Below are 15,639 nucleotides of genomic sequence, written 5' to 3' on the forward strand. Positions count from 1 at the left end.
AGGGCTTAGGCCAGAGTAAGGGCATCTTCCACCAAGGCTTTCTGCTGCTTGGCGTGGACGGACATGTAACCAACCGCCGGCGAGGCGGACGCCGGACGACCGGCATAACGCAGGGTGGCTCCGGTCGGCAGCACCTCATCGTAGTTGTGACGGGTGCAATACCAGGCGCCCTGGTTTTGCGGCTCTTCCTGACACCAGACAAAATCGGTGACGTGGCTGTAATCGGCCAGAATGGCGCGCACTTCCTCTTCCGGGAAGGGGTAGAGCTGTTCGATCCGCACGATCGCCACATCCTTCTGCTCCGCCTTGCGACGGGCTTCGAGCAGGTCGTAATAGACCTTGCCGGAGCAGAAGACCACCCGCTTGACCGCTTTCGGATCCAGCGCGTCGATCTCGCCAATGGCGTTCTGGAAGGTGCCTTCCGCCAGATCTTCGAGCTTGCTCACCGCCAGCGGATGGCGCAGCAGGGATTTGGGGGTCATCACGATGAGCGGACGGCGCATCGGGCGCACTACCTGACGGCGCAGCATATGGAATACCTGAGCCGGGGTAGAGGGCACGCACACCTGCATGTTGTGCTGGGCGCACATCTGCAGATAACGCTCCAGACGGGCGGAGGAGTGCTCCGGCCCCTGCCCCTCGTAACCGTGCGGCAGCAGCATGGTCAAGCCGCACATCCGGCCCCACTTCTGCTCACCGGAGGAGAGGAACTGGTCGACCACCACCTGAGCGCAGTTGGCGAAGTCACCGAACTGGGCTTCCCAGATGGTGAGGCCAGCCGGCTCGGCGCTGGCGTAACCATATTCAAAGGCCAGTACCGCGTTCTCGGTCAGCACAGAGTCATACACCTCGAACGGGCCTTGCTCGTCGTGCAGGTTGCACAGCGGGGTGTAGGTGCTGGCATCGGTCTGGCTGTGCAGCACGGCGTGGCGGTGGAAGAAGGTGCCACGGCCGGAATCTTCACCGGTAAAGCGGATGCGGGACCCCTTGTCCACCAGAGTGGCGTAGGCCAGGGTTTCGGCAAAGCCCCAATCCACGAGCTTCTCGCCAGCGGCCATCAGACGGCGGTCTTCGTAAATCTTCTCGACCTGACGCTGCAGCACGTGGGTCGCCGGATACTGGCTCACCCGCTCGCCGAGGCTCTTGAGGTGATCCATCGGCACGGCACTCTCATAGGCCATGTTCCAGTCGTGGCCCAGATAAGGGGTCCAGTCGACGGAGTGCAGCTCCATCGGCCGCCACTCTTTGCTCACCCGCTCACCGCGATCCAGCGCTTCGCGATACTCGTTGACCAGTTCGGTCGCCCGCTCCTGAGCGAGGCTCCCCTCGGCCACCAGCTGATCGGCGTAGATCTTGCGCGGGGTCGGGTGCTGCTTGATCTTCTGGTACATCAGCGGCTGGGTGGCGCTCGGCTCGTCCGCTTCGTTGTGACCGTGACGACGGTAGCAGACCAGCTCGATCACCACGTCGCGTTTGAAGGTGTTGCGGTAATCCAGTGCAATCTGGGTCACCAGCACCACGGCTTCCGGATCATCCCCGTTGACGTGCAGCACCGGCGCCTGCACCGCCTTGGCGATGTCGGTGCAATATTCGGTGGAGCGCAGGTCACGGATATAGGAGGTGGTGAAACCAACCTGGTTGTTGATGACGATGCGCACCGTCCCGCCCACGCCGTAGGCGCGGGTCTGGGACATGTTGAAGGTCTCGGCCACCACGCCCTGACCGGCCATGGCCGAGTCACCGTGAATGGTGATGGGCAACACGCTGGAGCCATCCTTGTCACCGCGACGATCCATGCGGGCACGGACCGAGCCGATGACCACAGGGTTGACGATTTCGAGGTGAGAGGGGTTGAACGCCAGCGCCAGGTGGACGTTGCCACCCGGAGTGGCGAAGTCGGAGGAGAAACCCATGTGGTACTTCACATCACCGGTACCCCAGGATTCGCCATGCTTGCCGGCAAACTCGTCGAACAGGTCCTGAGCGCGCTTGCCCAGCACGTTGATCAGCACGTTGAGACGACCGCGGTGGGCCATACCGATAACGGCCTCTTTGCAGCCCTGCTCACCGGCGCGACGGATCAGCTCCTTGAGCATGGGGATCATGGCGTCGCCACCTTCCAGCGAGAAGCGCTTGGCTCCCGGGAACTTGGCGCCCAGATATTTCTCCAACCCTTCGGCGGCGGTCAGGCTCTCGAGGAAACGGGTCTTCTCTTCGAGGGTGTAGCTCCCCTTCCCTTCAATGGATTCGAGACGCTGTTGCAGCCAGCGCTTCTCTTCCGTGGAGGTGAGGTGCATGTAGTCGGCGCCGATGGAGCCGCAATAGGTCTTCTTCAGCGAGGCGTAGAGGTCGGAGAGCACCATGGTCTCGCGACCGATGGCGTAGGAGCCCACATTGAAGGTGGCCTCCATATCTGCGCCCTGCAGGTTGTGGAACGCAGGCTCCAGTTCGGCAACGGTTTCACGCTGCCACAGGCCCAGCGGGTCCAGATTGGCATTCTGGTGACCACGGAAACGGAAGGCGTTGATCAGCTGCAATACCCGCACCTGCTTGGCATCCACTTGCGGATCGGAGACGGGGGCACTGTAGCGAGAGGGATCCTTGGCCAGACGACGGAAATAATCGCGGACCTGGGAGTGGGGTTGTTCAACCGCATGGCCATTGACCTGGGGCAGCTCGCTAAACAGGCTGCGCCACTCGTCGGACACGGAGTCAGGATTTTCCAGAAAGGATTCGTACAAATCCTCGATATAGCTTGCATTCGCACCAGCCAGGTGAGATGACTCCAACCAGGCCTTCATCACGCCGTTATGCATTTCTATCCCTTGTACTTCTTGTTACTGCTGCGCAGCTTGTAGGGGTCAAATAGCCATCCTGCCACGGGTGGGATGACTATCCAGAGGTCGGGCCAGCACGTGGCCGGCCCTGATACTAAACAGCCCGATTGAGCAACATCGACTTGATCTGGCCAATCGCCTTGGTCGGGTTCAAGCCTTTCGGACAGACGTTCACGCAGTTCATGATGCCATGGCAGCGGAACACGCTGAAGGCGTCGTCCAGATTCCCCAGTCGTTCGGTGGTCGCGGTGTCGCGGCTGTCAGCCAGCCAGCGGTAGGCGGCGAGCAGCCCGGCCGGACCGATGAACTTGTCGGGATTCCACCAGAAGGAGGGGCACGAAGTGGAGCAGCAGGCACAGAGAATGCACTCGTACAGGCCGTCAAGCTTGGCGCGCTCTTCGGGGGATTGCAGGTGCTCACGCACCGGCGGCAACTTGTCATCGTTGATGAGGAAGGGTTTGACCTTCTCCCACTGGGTGTAGAACTGGGTCATGTCGATCACCAGATCGCGGATCACCGGCAGGCCGGGCAAGGGGCGGATAACGACGTTATTGCCCTTCTTCAGCAGGTCGGAGAGCGGGGTGATACAGGCAAGACCATTCTTGCCATTCATGTTGAGACCGTCTGATCCACAGACCCCTTCGCGGCAAGAGCGCCGGAAGGCGAGCGTGGGATCCAGCTCTTTCAACTGGATCAGTGCGTCGAGCACCATCATGTCGGAACCTTCAGGAATATCAAGACGATATTCCTTCATATGGGGGACGTTATCAACATCCGGATTGTATCTGTAGACAGAGAATGTGACGTTCATAGGGCTGGCTCCGCAATCAGTAAGTCCGGACCTTGGGCGGGAACGCCTCACGGGTCTTGGGTGACATGTTGACAGCGCGACGGGTCATGGACTCGGTGTCCGGATGATAGAGGCTGTGGCACAGCCAGTTCTCATCGTCGCGATCCGGGAAGTCGAAGCGGCAGTGAGCACCGCGACTCTCGGTACGGAAGTTGGCGGCAACCGCCGTGGCAAACGCCGTCTCCATCAGGTTGTCCAGCTCCAGGCACTCGATGCGCTGGGTGTTGAACTCTTTGGAGGTGTCATCCAGACGGGCTGACTTGAGGCGCTCGCGGATAACTTTGAGCTCGGCCAAGCCTTCTGCCATCGCCTCACCTTCGCGGAATACGGAGAAGTTGTTCTGCATGCAGCGCTGCAGGTCTTTGCGGATCTGCACCGGGTCTTCCCCGTCACGGCAATTTTCCCAGCGGTTGAAGCGGGCCAGTGCGGCATCCAGATCCGACTCGGAAGCATCGCGGCCGTGATCCATCTCGCCCAGAGTGTTGACCAGATGCATGCCGGCAGCGCGGCCGAAGACCACCAGATCCAGCAGGGAGTTGCCACCCAGACGGTTGGCGCCGTGCACCGAGACGCAGGCAATCTCGCCCACCGCAAACAGACCGACCACCGGCACATCGTTGCCGTTCTTGTCCTGAGTCAGGCATTGGCCATTCACGTTGGTCGGTACGCCGCCCATCATGTAGTGGCAGGTCGGGATGATCGGGATCGGCTCTTTGACCGGATCCACGTGGGCGAAGGTGCGAGAGAGCTCGCAGATGCCCGGCAGACGGGATTCCAGCACCTCTTTGCCGAGGTGATCCAGCTTGAGCTTGATGTGCGGGCCCCAGGGACCATCGCAGCCACGGCCTTCACGGATCTCGATCATGATGGAGCGGGCCACCACGTCGCGACCGGCCAAGTCCTTGGCGTTTGGCGCATAACGCTCCATGAAGCGCTCGCCATCTTTATTGAGCAGATAGCCGCCTTCACCACGGCAGCCTTCGGTTACCAGCACCCCTGCCCCGGCGATGCCGGTCGGGTGGAACTGCCACATCTCCATGTCCTGCACGCCGACGCCGGCACGCAGCGCCATACCGACGCCGTCACCTGTGTTGATGTGGGCGTTGGTGGTGGACTGGTAGATACGACCGGCGCCGCCGGTGGCCAGCACGGTGGCCTTGGCCTTGAAGTAGACCACTTCACCGCTCTCCATGTCGATGGCGGTACAACCCACCACATGGCCATCCTGGTTTTTCACCAGATCCAGCGCATACCACTCGGAGAAGACGGTGGTCTTGTTTTTGACGTTCTGTTGGTAAAGGGTGTGCAGCAGGGCGTGACCGGTACGGTCGGCGGCCGCTGCGGTACGAGCAGCCTGCTCGCCACCGAAATTCTTGGACTGACCACCAAACGGACGCTGGTAGACAGACCCGTTGTCGAAACGGGAGAAGGGCAAGCCCATGTTCTCCAGCTCATAGATAGCCTCGGGGCCGGTTTTGCACATGTACTCGATGGCTTCCTGATCACCGATGTAATCGGAACCTTTTACCGTGTCATACATATGCCACTGCCAGTTGTCATCGTGGGCATTGCCCAGCGCAACCGTGATCCCGCCCTGGGCGGAAACAGTGTGAGAACGGGTTGGAAAAACCTTGGACAACAGAGCGCAGCTCTTGCCAGACTGGGCAATCTGCAGAGCGGCGCGCATACCGGCACCACCGGCACCAATCACCACCGCATCAAATTCACGAGTTGGAATAGTCACCTTACACACCCCACAGCACGACGAAACCCGTCATCAGATAGACAAACAGCACCACGACCAGGGCAAATTGCAGCGCCCCGCGCAGCCCTACCGGCTTGATATAGTCAGTCAGCACCTGCCACAGACCAATCCAGGCGTGGATCAGTACGCAGAGCAGGGTCAACAGGGTGAATACCTTGGTGAATGTTTTGGCGAAGAAGCCTGCCCACACCTCGTAGGTGATGTCGTTGAACGCGACAAAGCCCACCAGATAGAGGACATAACAGGTCATGATGAGGGCGGTGGCGCGGATCAGGATGTAATCGTGAACGCCGCTGCGCCCGAAGGTTGCAGAATTGGTTACCATACAAGCACTCCCGCCAATACAGCCAGGATCGCGGTGATCACGAAGGCCACGCGGGCGCTCTGATTGCCGGATTCCAGCTCTTCCCAATAGCCCATATCCATGACCAGATGACGCAAGCCGCCCACAATGTGGTATGCCAGCGCAGTCAGGATCCCCCACAGCACGAGTTTGACCAGGAAGTTGTCCATGATGGCAACCACGGTTTCAAACCCTTCGGGAGAGGCGAGTGAAGTACCAAGCATCCACAGCAAGATGCCCAGTGCAACAAAGGTAATGACCCCTGAAACACGGTGCAGGATGGATGCAATGGCAGTGACAGGAAAGCTGATCGTCTGTAGGTCGAGGTTGACCGGTCTCTGTTTGTTTTTCACGCTTGCCCACTCAGCTCCATTGAGCACGTTAGTTATTGTTTTAACTCACACTTGAGGGCACGGAATGGTGATTGTTGGTTTTTTGTTACCAAAACACTCTGAAAAAGCCAAAACGCGAGTTTTCGGTTTCACATCAGGCTTTGCCAAAGCGTTTCAAACACCCGCAGCCATGACCCACGTGGCGCAGTATATCGGCGGCCTTAACCGAAGACAATCAATTAGCTACAAAGAAAACACAAAACCGCAAACTCGATCGCATATTTAATTTAACATTTCATTAATGCCATTAATGGGGTTCCAGCAAAATTGACATTGATAAGGAACTCTGTTTCAAATAAGGCGCTCCAGCCACTTCGGTATGGGTAACAACCTTTGCCAGCGTCATAAAAGTCGTAATAGAGTAGGACTGGAACCAAATTATAAAGAGCAAAGGAGACGTGCTATGGCTGATAAGATAGCCACCCTACACCTGCCCGGAAAAGATCCGGTCGAACTGCCGATCCTCTCCGGCACCATCGGCCCGGATGTCATCGATGTCAGAAAATTGGGATCACAGGGGTATTTCACCTTTGACCCCGGTTTTATGGCCACCGGTTCTTGCAAATCTGCCATTACCTACATTGACGGGGATCAGGGTGTCTTGCTGCACCGTGGTTACCCCATCGCCCAGTTGGCCACCCAGGCCACCTATCTGGAAGTCTGCTATATCCTGCTGTACGGCGAAGCGCCGACCAAGGCGCAATATGCCGAATTCGAACGCCTGGTCACCCGCCACACCATGGTGCACGAGCAGATCGCCTTCTTCTTCCGCGGCTTCCGTCGCGACTCTCACCCCATGGCCATCATGTGCGGTGTGGTCAGCGCCCTCTCCGCCTTCTATCACGATGCCCTCGACATCAATAACGAGCAGCATCGCGAGATCTGTGCCTTCCGTCTGCTCTCCAAGATGCCGACTCTGGCCGCCATGTGTTACAAGTACTCCATCGGCCAGCCGTTCATGCAGCCGCGTAACGCCCTCTCCTATGCCGGTAACTTCCTGCACATGATGTTTGGCGTGCCGACCGAAGAGTACAAGGTCAACCCCATCGTTGAACGTGCCATGGATCGTATCTTTACCCTCCATGCGGATCACGAGCAGAACGCCTCCACTTCCACCGTTCGTCTGGCTGGCTCCTCCGGTGCCAACCCGTTCGCCTGTATCGCCGCGGGGATCGCCTCCCTGTGGGGACCGGCCCACGGTGGCGCCAACGAAGCCTGCCTGCGCATGCTGGAAGAGATCGGCTCGGTGGATCGCATCCCCGAGTACATCGCCAAGGCCAAGGACAAGAATGATCCGTTCCGCCTGATGGGCTTCGGTCACCGCGTCTACAAGAACCACGACCCCCGTGCCACCGTGATGCGCGAAACTTGCCACGAAGTACTGACCGAGCTGCAGATCAAGGATCCGCTGCTGGACGTGGCCATGGAGCTGGAGCGCATTGCGCTCTCCGACCCCTACTTCGTCGAGAAGAAACTCTACCCTAACGTAGACTTCTACTCCGGCATCATCATGAAGGCGATCGGCATCCCGATGAGCATGTTCACCGTGATCTTCGCCATCTCCCGCACCATCGGCTGGATTGCCCACTGGAACGAGTTCCACTCAGACCCGGACAGCAAGATCGGTCGCCCACGCCAGCTCTACGTAGGCCACCCGCTGCGCGCGTTCACTCCACTCGAGCAGCGCTAACCACTGCGCTGATATGGTTTGTTACAAAGGCGGTCATTGACCGCCTTTTTGTTTGCCGCTCTAATGCCCCCTTTCGCGTTAAGGAGTCCATCATGAAACCACTGTTTATCAGCGCAGCCTTGCTGCTGACCGCCTGCCAGAGCGCCCCCGCCCCGTCACAGGGGGAGACCCTCTATATCAACAGCCAGTTGGTCGATTGCGTCGGAGTTGGCCCAATGCAGTGCATGCAGGTTCGCAGTGATGAGCAGCAGCCCTGGACGCTGTTCTACCAGGATATTGAAGGTTTCCAGTTCGAGCCGGGCTACCGCTATCAGCTCACAGTCAACAAGGAGCAACTCACCGATGTACCGGCCGATGCCCCCTCCCTGCGCTATCGGCTGATCAAAGTGGTGAACAAGGTCGCCAGCAAGTAACAAACACGATCAAAAAAACGGGGGATGGCTGATGCCATCCCCCGTTGGTTTATGGGTAGTGCGCCTCATCAGGCACGATCAGGTCGGCGCCAGCGCCATATGTAGCAGCGGATAGGGCTTGCCCTGACCATCCAGCGGCGAGCGACCCGTCACAGTAAATCCCATCTTCAGATAGAAGCCCACCGCCTGTTCGTTCTGCTCGTTGACGTCAACCTGCGTCGCGCCGCACTGGCGGATGGCATGTTCCACCAGCCGGCGACCCACGCCACTGCCGCGCTCCGCCGGCGCCACAAACAGCATCTCTATCTTGCGATCGCACAGCCCGCAAAAACCGGCAATGCGCCCCTCTTCTGTGCGGGCACAGTGCAGTGTCACCGCATCGAAGTAGTGCTCCAGAATAAGCGGTTTAAGCGCGAGGATCTCGGCCTCGGGCAGGAAGTGGTGGGTCGCCCGAACAGAGGCCTCCCACAGATCGATCAGGGCCGGATAATCGGCCCGGGATACCGGAACAATCGTCATGAAATAACTCGATATGATAACCAGCGGGAAGAGACACCTTCCCGCTGGCAACGGTGATTAGCGCGCCTGCACCGCCTGCAGCAGCACCGACATATCAGCGCCAAAGTTGCGGCTGCGGATCGCCTCGCGAATATCCGCTTCGCTATAACGGCTGCCCGGATAGACCACCACACAGGAGGTGTCGCCAGGCTTGAGGAAGTGGGTCTCGCCAAACGGGGTATAACGGGTGGCGCCGATACTGATGAGCGCGTGGGGAGGATGCCCCGCCTGCGCCAGCAGCCCCTGAATGTGCTCCGCCGGCCCTTCATCCTGCTGATGATTGAACTTGTCGATGGCCCAGTCGAGCAGCTTGCCGTGGAAGTAGCTGTAGTCGATGGCGGCGCTATCTACCCCGTAGGCGTGCAGCTCACCGTCCCGCTCCAGATAGCAGGCGATGCGATAGTCATCGAGCTCGCAACCGGCGGCAAAACCGGAAAGCGGCAGCAAGTTGGCCGCCAACCCCTTGCTCTCTTCGCCCCAGTTCTTCTTCTCGCTGATCTTCTTGGCGTTGGGACGGCGGATGGAACAGTCGTTATAGGCACCAAAGGCGCGGGGATGGATCGCCACCACCTGCTTGCCGGCATACTCCAGCTCGCACCAGAGGGCTACTTCCGGCTCGATCTGCACCTTCTCGTCACCGCTGACCGCCGCTTCCGGCAGGAAGATCGCCTTGTCGCTCAACGGGAATACCCCGAGCTGACCCGGATGGCCCGGCACGAAGAAGGGGAACAGCGCCTTGGGCGCTGTGGTGTCGCGCACGACTACAGCTACGAAGTCCGATGCTTCACCCGCCTGCTCCAGATGACCGGCGAAATTGCCCGCGACCCCGAGTCCGATAAATTTGCTCTCTGCTGCTATCTGCATCTTGCTCACCTGCATCTTGCCCACGCAAGGTAGCAGGCCCGTCGCCCACTACCGCTAAAGTGGCAAGATTAAACCACAAGGGCCACGCCTTCGCCCAGTCCGGCCCTGTCGTGGTGTGCGCCAGTCCACTTTTTTAGGGACGAGAAGGCTGTGGCGAACCAGCCATTGCGCACTCATTCAGCTACGCGGTCGCCGCGCTGGAAACAGTGCGTTTCCGGCATCTCCCCTCTTTCTCCTTGGGACTCAACTTCATCTTTGTTAGGCTGCCTGCCACACAGGCTCACAGAGGGATCTTCTTGATGTCACAGGCGCACTTTCAGGGCCGCTTCGAAGTCGAGTTCAAATATCAGCTGACGGATCGCCCCGCCTTCCTCAAGGCACTGCTCGCCCTCAATCCGGAGATCATGCTGGAGGATAATCTGGAGCAGGATCGCTACTTCGACACCCCGGATGATGCCCTTGCCTAGGCTGGCAAAAGTCTGGCTATCCGCACCATGCAGCCCTCCGGCATCCAGCTCTGGATCGTCAAGGGGCCCGAGACGGATCGCTGCGAGGCGGTCAATATCAATAATGCGGACAAGGCCGTCAGCATGCTCTTGACCATGAACTACCGGCAGATACTCGAGATCACCAAAAGGCGCAGCATCTACTTCATTGGCCCGTTTCACGTCACCCTGGATCATCTGGCCGAGATCGGGGATTTTGCCGAGCTCGCCATCATGACCGATGACGAGGAACGCCTCCCGGCGTTTCGCCAGCAACTGCTCGCGCTGGCAGATCAGTTGGGACTTTCTCCCGATGCGCAGGAGCCTCGCTCCTACCGAACCCTGCACATGCAGGCAATACACACCACACAACCAGAGGATGCAACTCAATGATCGACAAACTCGCCTGGCTCACCTTTAAAGATCAGCAGCTGCTCTGCGCCCGCTCCCACGGCAAGGACATCTATTACATCCCAGGCGGCAAGCGGGAACCGGGCGAGAGCGACGAGGCGGCGCTGATCCGCGAGATTGAGGAGGAGCTGGCTGTCACCCTGCAGCCCGATACCCTGCGCTTTGCCTGCGAGTTCAGCGCCCAGGCCGATGGCAAACCGGCAGGAGTCGAGGTGCGACTGCGCTGTTACACCGGCGAAGCGAGCGGCACACCGATCGCCTCGGCAGAAATTGCCGAGCTGCGCTGGCTCGACAGCAGCCATCTCGACGAGCTCTCCCCCGTCTCCCGCTTGCTGTTTGCCTGGCTCGTTGAGCAGGGGCTGATCCGCTGACAAGCCGTACTCGTGGCGAGCATAAGTACCTACCTCATATGAACCAACGGTGGCAATCAGCCACATAACAGCGCAACGACAAGGATGTCAGATGAACATTGTGGAAGTTAAGAGCGCAGCAACCTACCAAAGTGCGCTCATCACCCTGCTGCAAGATTGTGTCGATAACGGCGCCTCGGTCGGTTTTTTACCGCCGCTGACCACGGAGGAATCTACCCGCTACTGGCAAGGAGTTGAAGCGGATCTAGCGGCAGGTCACCGAAAACTGTGGCTTGCCCTTGAGCAACAACAGCTCGTGGGAGCGATTCAGCTCGCGCTCTGTGGCAAGGCCAACGGTCGCCACCGGGCCGAGGTGGAAAAACTGATGGTACTGCAAACGGCGAGAGGCAAAGGTGTCGGTCGTGCGCTGATGCAGGCAATGGAACAAGGCGCCCATGCCGCGGGCCGTTCGCTGCTGGTGCTGGATACTCGCGCCGGTGATGTGGCCTCCCACCTTTATCGTCAACTCGGCTATCTGGAGGCGGGCCAGATCCCGAGCTTTGCACGCAACGCCGATGGCTCTCTTGCTGCGACCGTCATCTTCTACAAACCGCTCTGACCATCCCCTATCCCTTATCCAAATACAGCAGGGCCGCACCAAGCGGCCCTGCTTGTTGCCAGCGTGGCTGTTTGTTGCAGCAATATGGCTTGCGACGGATTGCCACGATAGAGCCATTGCGCCTGTATGCCTCAACACCGCCAATCGTTCGCCCCAAAATACAACCAAACAAACAGAAAGATTAATTAATGATTAAAACGCCCCCCTTTTCTTCTTCATCTATTGCCTCATCAGGCGGATCGTGAGAGACCCATTTGATAATCAAACCTATGTTGTTCACTGCCTTGAGGAATAATGGATGCCCACTTTGCCCCGTACAGTTACCTCCCCCAAAAAGTTCATCATCGGTCAACACCTTCTCCCGCAACTCCATGAGCACGTTAAAGATTTTGGTGACTATGCGTTGCTCATCAGCGATGAGTTCATTCTGGAGCGGGTACGGGAAGAAGCTTTGGCGGGGCTCCTGCAGGCAGGCCTCAGGGGAGTGGTCGACAAGTTTCGCTACGAATGCACCGAACAGGAGATCCACCGCCTGACCCACCTTGCTGAGCAATATGGTGCGAACGTGATTGTCGGGATCGGCGGCGGCAAGACGCTGGATGTCGCAAAGGCCGTGGCCTTCTATCTGCGCCGTCCGGTTGTGCTGTTCCCGACGATTGCCTCCACGGATGCCCCCTGTACGGCGCTGGCGGTGATCTACAACCAGGCGGGTGAATTTGAACGCTATCTGTTCCTGCCGCAAAATCCGGACGTGGTGCTGGCTGACACGGCGATCATTGCCGCCGCCCCTCCCCGCTTCTTTTCCGCAGGCGTCGGCGATGCCCTGGCCACCTATTTCGAGGCGCGCGCCTGCTATCGGGCGGACGGGCTCAATCTGGTCGGCAAGCGCCCTTCACGCACTGGCCTTGGTCTGGCACAGCTCTGTTACGAGCTGCTTGGTGAGAACATCGAGCTGGCCATGGATGCGATACGCCACCATGTCTCAACTCCGGCGCTGGAGCAGGTTATCGAGGCCACCATCTACCTCAGTGGCGTCGGCGCAGAAGCCGGTGGGCTGGCCGCCGCTCATGCAATCAACAACGGCATGTCACTGATCGCGGAGCTCCATCGTGCCCAGCATGGCGAGAAGGTGGTCTTCGGCCTGCTGACCCAACTCGTGCTTGAGCGCGCCCCGCAACATGAGCTTGATGAGGTGTTTCGCATCATCGACTGTGCAGGCCTGCCCATGACGCTGCAAGAGCTGGGGCTCACCCACTTTGATGAAAGCGAGTGGCGCAAGGTGGCGCAGCTGGCCTGCGATCCCCTCGATACCATGGGCAACATGCCGATGACAGTGAATGAACAGGATGTCTACGCCGCCATGGTAGCGGCCAATGCCATGGCTGAGCGTTATCGCCTCCGCCATCCCCGCATCTGATCGCTTGCCGCACTAAACAGGCAAACAGTAAAAAGGCTTGCCCATTGGCAAGCCTTTTTTATATGCAGCCCATCCCTTGTCGGGATAGACGAAAGTCCGCGTTGACTCAGGGCAGTTTCACCGCTCGCACTGCAACCTCTGGCAGGGCGAAGGCATCTTGCGCGGCGATGAGTTGCAGCTCGTAAGCCTGCTGGCGCCAGGTCTCCTGCAGCACCGCATCCACCGAGGCGTTGGTGCGTTCGAACGCGCTGACCGCATCGTGACCAGCCAGCAAATTCGCCAGCATCAGGGCGCTGATAAGATCGCCAACCCCCACCGGCTGGCGGGCAAAGTCATAGAGCGGACGGGCAATCAGGTAATCCCCTTGCGGGGTCGCCAGCAGCATCTCGAAGCGGCTGGAGTCCTGCGCCGCACGACCGAGATGCTTGACCAGCACCAGCTTGACGCCGCGGGCCAGCAGCTGATGGGCAGCCGCGCGGGTCTGATCCAGATCAGCCAGATGGGTATCGCAGAGGGTCTCCAGCTCCAGCAGGTTGGGGGCCATCATGTCGGCCACCGGCAACGCCTGCTCGGTCAGGAAACGGGTAACGCCGGGAGCGACGATACACCCCTTCTCCGGATGACCCATCACAGGGTCGCAGAAGTAGATGGCATCGGGGTTGGCCGCCTTGACGGCGTTGACCACGGTCAGAATCTCGTCCCCCTGCTCGGCGGAGCCAAGGTAGCCGCTCAGCACGGCGTCACACTGGCTCAACACCTCGATATTGCCCAATCCTTTCACCAGCGCACTGATATGACCCGCCGGCATCGCCATCCCCTGCCACCCCTGGGCATATTGGGTGTGGTTGGAAAACTGCACCGTGTTGATGGGCCATACATCCATACCAAGGCAGCGCATGGGGAAGACGGCCGCGCTGTTGCCGGCACAACCAAAGACCACGTGGGACTGAATAGAGAGAACGGATTTCATCGGGAATACCACAGCAAAGGATCAGCAAGGTGGGCAATATATCGGATGAAGATAACGATGCGCCACCTTGGCGCGGGATGAACAGGCAATTTCCTGACTAAAGACAGGTTTTTTTGCGCCATTTGGCCCGCCTCCACAGGGTGAGCAGCGCCATGATGTGCCGCGTCCCCGTCGTCACATGCCGTTGTGCTCTACAGCATGACGGGCAAAGTGATAGACCCATCCCTCATCACAAGGCATGTCACTGGGTGGCAAAATCAGCTCAGGCAATACCGTCACCTTGCCACCAGCGGCATATTGCAGCGCCATCAGGGCGCAGAGCGCCGCATCGTAGCGATCGGTGCCTGCCAGCACGCCCGCGGGCAGCAAGGCCGCCAGTTCGGGCCGTGCCGGGGAGGCCTTGCCGCCCACTTTGGCCAATGCCGGATAGACCTCCAGCACGGCGCGACTGGCCTTCGGGGCAACGGTCGGCACCAGTTGCAGATCCGAGAGCTGCGGCAGCATGGAGAGCGCCAGGGTGGCATTGTTGCCAAGCCGGTCGAAGGTGGCCGAGAGCGGCTTCTTGCCGTACTGCTGATACAGCCAGCGCTCGCAGTCGCGATAGGCGTAGGGGTTGTCTATCTCCCGTTCGGGCACGGCGCAGCTATGTGGCTGGCCGTTGAGCAGACCCCGCAAGGCACGGGGAAAGGCGAGCGGAGCATCGATACCGAGCGCCAGTTGCGGGCAGGCTTCTACCTGCATCAGGGTCAGCTCGTTTTGCAGGGCCGGACGCAACAGGGCGGCCAGATCCGGCGCCACCCGCGAGCTCAAGCGAAACAGCGGCGACACCCCGAGCCAGTGCAGGCGGTTGGCGTCGGCCTGCCAGCCCACCACGGCCACCGCCTGGGCACTGCCCTGCCAGCCACGCACATCCCAGCCGATCCCGATTGCACTCATCTGCCCTGCCGTCATCTGTTACCTCTGTGTCACGGATAGAAGGGGCACAGGGTAATCAGCCTGCGGGCTTAACGCAAAGCGAACCGCCCACTCAGAACGATTTCTGGAAGTTCACCAGCGGCAAAATGGGGAAAACGCCGTTGGCGGCGTAGTTGGCCAACCCGATCTGCAAGCCGTCGAGGTGTTTGGTGGCATTGATAAAACCGATCTGGAAGGTGGTGCGCTCGGCATAGTTGACCAGCCCGACGTTGGCCAGCGCATTGCCCTTGGCGATATTGACCGCCCCCCAGTTAAGCCCCTGTACATTGTTGGTCAGGTTGACCAGCCCCAGATTGACGCCGGTATCCTGCCCTTCGTGCCAGTTGATGGCGTTGATAGCGACCCCGCCAAACTGGTGACGCACCCGACCAGCACCGAGGAAAATCCCGAGCTGCAGACCGCTGAACTGATCCACATCGGAGAGGGCGAAGATCGGCAGATCAATGCCCTTCACCTGACCGGTCCGACCGTAGAGCAGCGAGGCGCGCGCCCCTTCCACCTGATGGGACGCGGGCAAATTGACCCCGGGCAGCGAGACCTGCACCGGAGTACTGGCCTGCGCGACACCGCACAGAGTAAGGGCGCTGCATGCCAGCAGCAGGCGGGAGAGTGTCATGGAAAGTTCCTTGGGCCATTGAGAGTGGCCCGATCCTAACAGTCAGGGGAGAGTGTGGGCACACCAGCAGGGACGAGGTGCGTC

General features: G+C 59.6%; 15 protein-coding genes and 1 pseudogene. 6 read left to right on the plus strand and 10 right to left on the minus strand.

Annotated features, from left to right (window positions below; all coding sequences use genetic code 11):
* Positions 1–5: 5 nt before the first annotated feature.
* From sucA to sdhC, 5 genes are all read right to left on the minus strand, one after another.
* Positions 6–2,816, minus strand: coding sequence for a 2-oxoglutarate dehydrogenase E1 component (sucA, locus tag NOM06_RS08735; protein ID WP_255911147.1), 2,811 nt, complete (start codon positions 2,814–2,816; stop codon positions 6–8).
* Between the two features lie 115 nt (positions 2,817–2,931).
* On the minus strand, positions 2,932–3,648 hold the full coding sequence (locus NOM06_RS08740) for a succinate dehydrogenase iron-sulfur subunit (protein WP_005333549.1): 717 nt from the start codon (positions 3,646–3,648) through the stop codon (positions 2,932–2,934).
* A gap of 16 nt (positions 3,649–3,664) precedes the next feature.
* A complete protein-coding gene (sdhA, locus tag NOM06_RS08745; RefSeq protein WP_255911150.1) occupies positions 3,665–5,431 on the minus strand; it encodes a succinate dehydrogenase flavoprotein subunit in 1,767 nt (588 codons plus the stop codon).
* Between the two features lies 1 nt (position 5,432).
* Positions 5,433–5,777, minus strand: a complete 345-nt coding sequence (sdhD, locus tag NOM06_RS08750; RefSeq protein WP_005333558.1) for a succinate dehydrogenase, hydrophobic membrane anchor protein — start codon at positions 5,775–5,777, stop codon at positions 5,433–5,435.
* On the minus strand, positions 5,771–6,148 hold the full coding sequence (gene sdhC / locus NOM06_RS08755) for a succinate dehydrogenase cytochrome b556 subunit (protein ID WP_005333571.1): 378 nt from the start codon (positions 6,146–6,148) through the stop codon (positions 5,771–5,773). Before sdhC ends, sdhD begins: the two co-directional genes overlap by 7 nt.
* Before the next feature lie 442 nt (positions 6,149–6,590).
* On the opposite strand from sdhC, the gene NOM06_RS08760 reads away from it, so the two are divergent.
* Both NOM06_RS08760 and NOM06_RS08765 read left to right on the plus strand, forming a co-directional pair.
* Positions 6,591–7,877, plus strand: coding sequence for a citrate synthase (locus NOM06_RS08760; RefSeq protein ID WP_199416350.1), 1,287 nt, complete (start codon positions 6,591–6,593; stop codon positions 7,875–7,877).
* 92 nt (positions 7,878–7,969) lie between these two features.
* Positions 7,970–8,290 (plus strand): DUF4377 domain-containing protein, encoded by a 321-nt coding sequence (locus tag NOM06_RS08765; RefSeq protein ID WP_199416349.1) that lies wholly within the window; start codon positions 7,970–7,972, stop codon positions 8,288–8,290.
* 78 nt (positions 8,291–8,368) lie between these two features.
* Here NOM06_RS08765 and NOM06_RS08770 read toward each other — a convergent pair whose 3' ends face one another.
* Together NOM06_RS08770 and NOM06_RS08775 are read right to left on the minus strand one after the other, a co-directional pair.
* A complete protein-coding gene (locus tag NOM06_RS08770; protein WP_199416348.1) occupies positions 8,369–8,809 on the minus strand; it encodes an acetyltransferase in 441 nt (146 codons plus the stop codon).
* A 57-nt stretch (positions 8,810–8,866) separates the two neighbouring features.
* The gene (locus NOM06_RS08775) at positions 8,867–9,712 is read right to left on the minus strand and encodes a DUF5718 family protein (protein WP_047438856.1); all 846 of its coding nucleotides are present in this window, start codon (positions 9,710–9,712) and stop codon (positions 8,867–8,869) included.
* Between the two features lie 299 nt (positions 9,713–10,011).
* On the opposite strand from NOM06_RS08775, the pseudogene NOM06_RS08785 reads away from it, so the two are divergent.
* From NOM06_RS08785 to NOM06_RS08800, 4 genes and pseudogenes are all read left to right on the plus strand, one after another.
* Positions 10,012–10,590, plus strand: a pseudogene (locus NOM06_RS08785) (class IV adenylate cyclase).
* Positions 10,587–10,979 carry an NUDIX domain-containing protein gene (locus NOM06_RS08790; protein WP_139478043.1) on the plus strand — a complete coding sequence of 131 codons (393 nt, stop codon included), beginning with the start codon at positions 10,587–10,589 and terminating at the stop codon, positions 10,977–10,979. The pseudogene NOM06_RS08785 and the gene NOM06_RS08790 overlap by 4 nt, the downstream one beginning before the upstream one ends.
* A 91-nt stretch (positions 10,980–11,070) precedes the next feature.
* Positions 11,071–11,577 (plus strand): GNAT family N-acetyltransferase, encoded by a 507-nt coding sequence (locus tag NOM06_RS08795; RefSeq protein ID WP_255911156.1) that lies wholly within the window; start codon positions 11,071–11,073, stop codon positions 11,575–11,577.
* Positions 11,578–11,875: 298 nt separating this feature from the next.
* On the plus strand, positions 11,876–12,994 hold the full coding sequence (locus NOM06_RS08800) for a glycerol dehydrogenase (protein ID WP_255911158.1): 1,119 nt from the start codon (positions 11,876–11,878) through the stop codon (positions 12,992–12,994).
* Between the two features lie 106 nt (positions 12,995–13,100).
* Here the strand turns inward: NOM06_RS08800 and pdxY are convergent, their stop codons facing one another.
* From pdxY to NOM06_RS08815, 3 genes are all read right to left on the minus strand, one after another.
* Positions 13,101–13,964 (minus strand): pyridoxal kinase PdxY, encoded by an 864-nt coding sequence (gene pdxY / locus NOM06_RS08805; RefSeq protein ID WP_255911160.1) that lies wholly within the window; start codon positions 13,962–13,964, stop codon positions 13,101–13,103.
* Between the two features lie 174 nt (positions 13,965–14,138).
* On the minus strand, positions 14,139–14,915 hold the full coding sequence (locus NOM06_RS08810) for a DUF429 domain-containing protein (RefSeq protein WP_255911162.1): 777 nt from the start codon (positions 14,913–14,915) through the stop codon (positions 14,139–14,141).
* Positions 14,916–14,991: 76 nt separating this feature from the next.
* On the minus strand, positions 14,992–15,555 hold the full coding sequence (locus NOM06_RS08815; protein ID WP_019446112.1) for a VC2662 family protein: 564 nt from the start codon (positions 15,553–15,555) through the stop codon (positions 14,992–14,994).
* Positions 15,556–15,639 lie beyond the last annotated feature (84 nt).

Source organism: Aeromonas sp. JL9 (assembly GCF_024436075.1).
GTDB classification, from domain to species: domain Bacteria; phylum Pseudomonadota; class Gammaproteobacteria; order Enterobacterales; family Aeromonadaceae; genus Aeromonas; species Aeromonas veronii.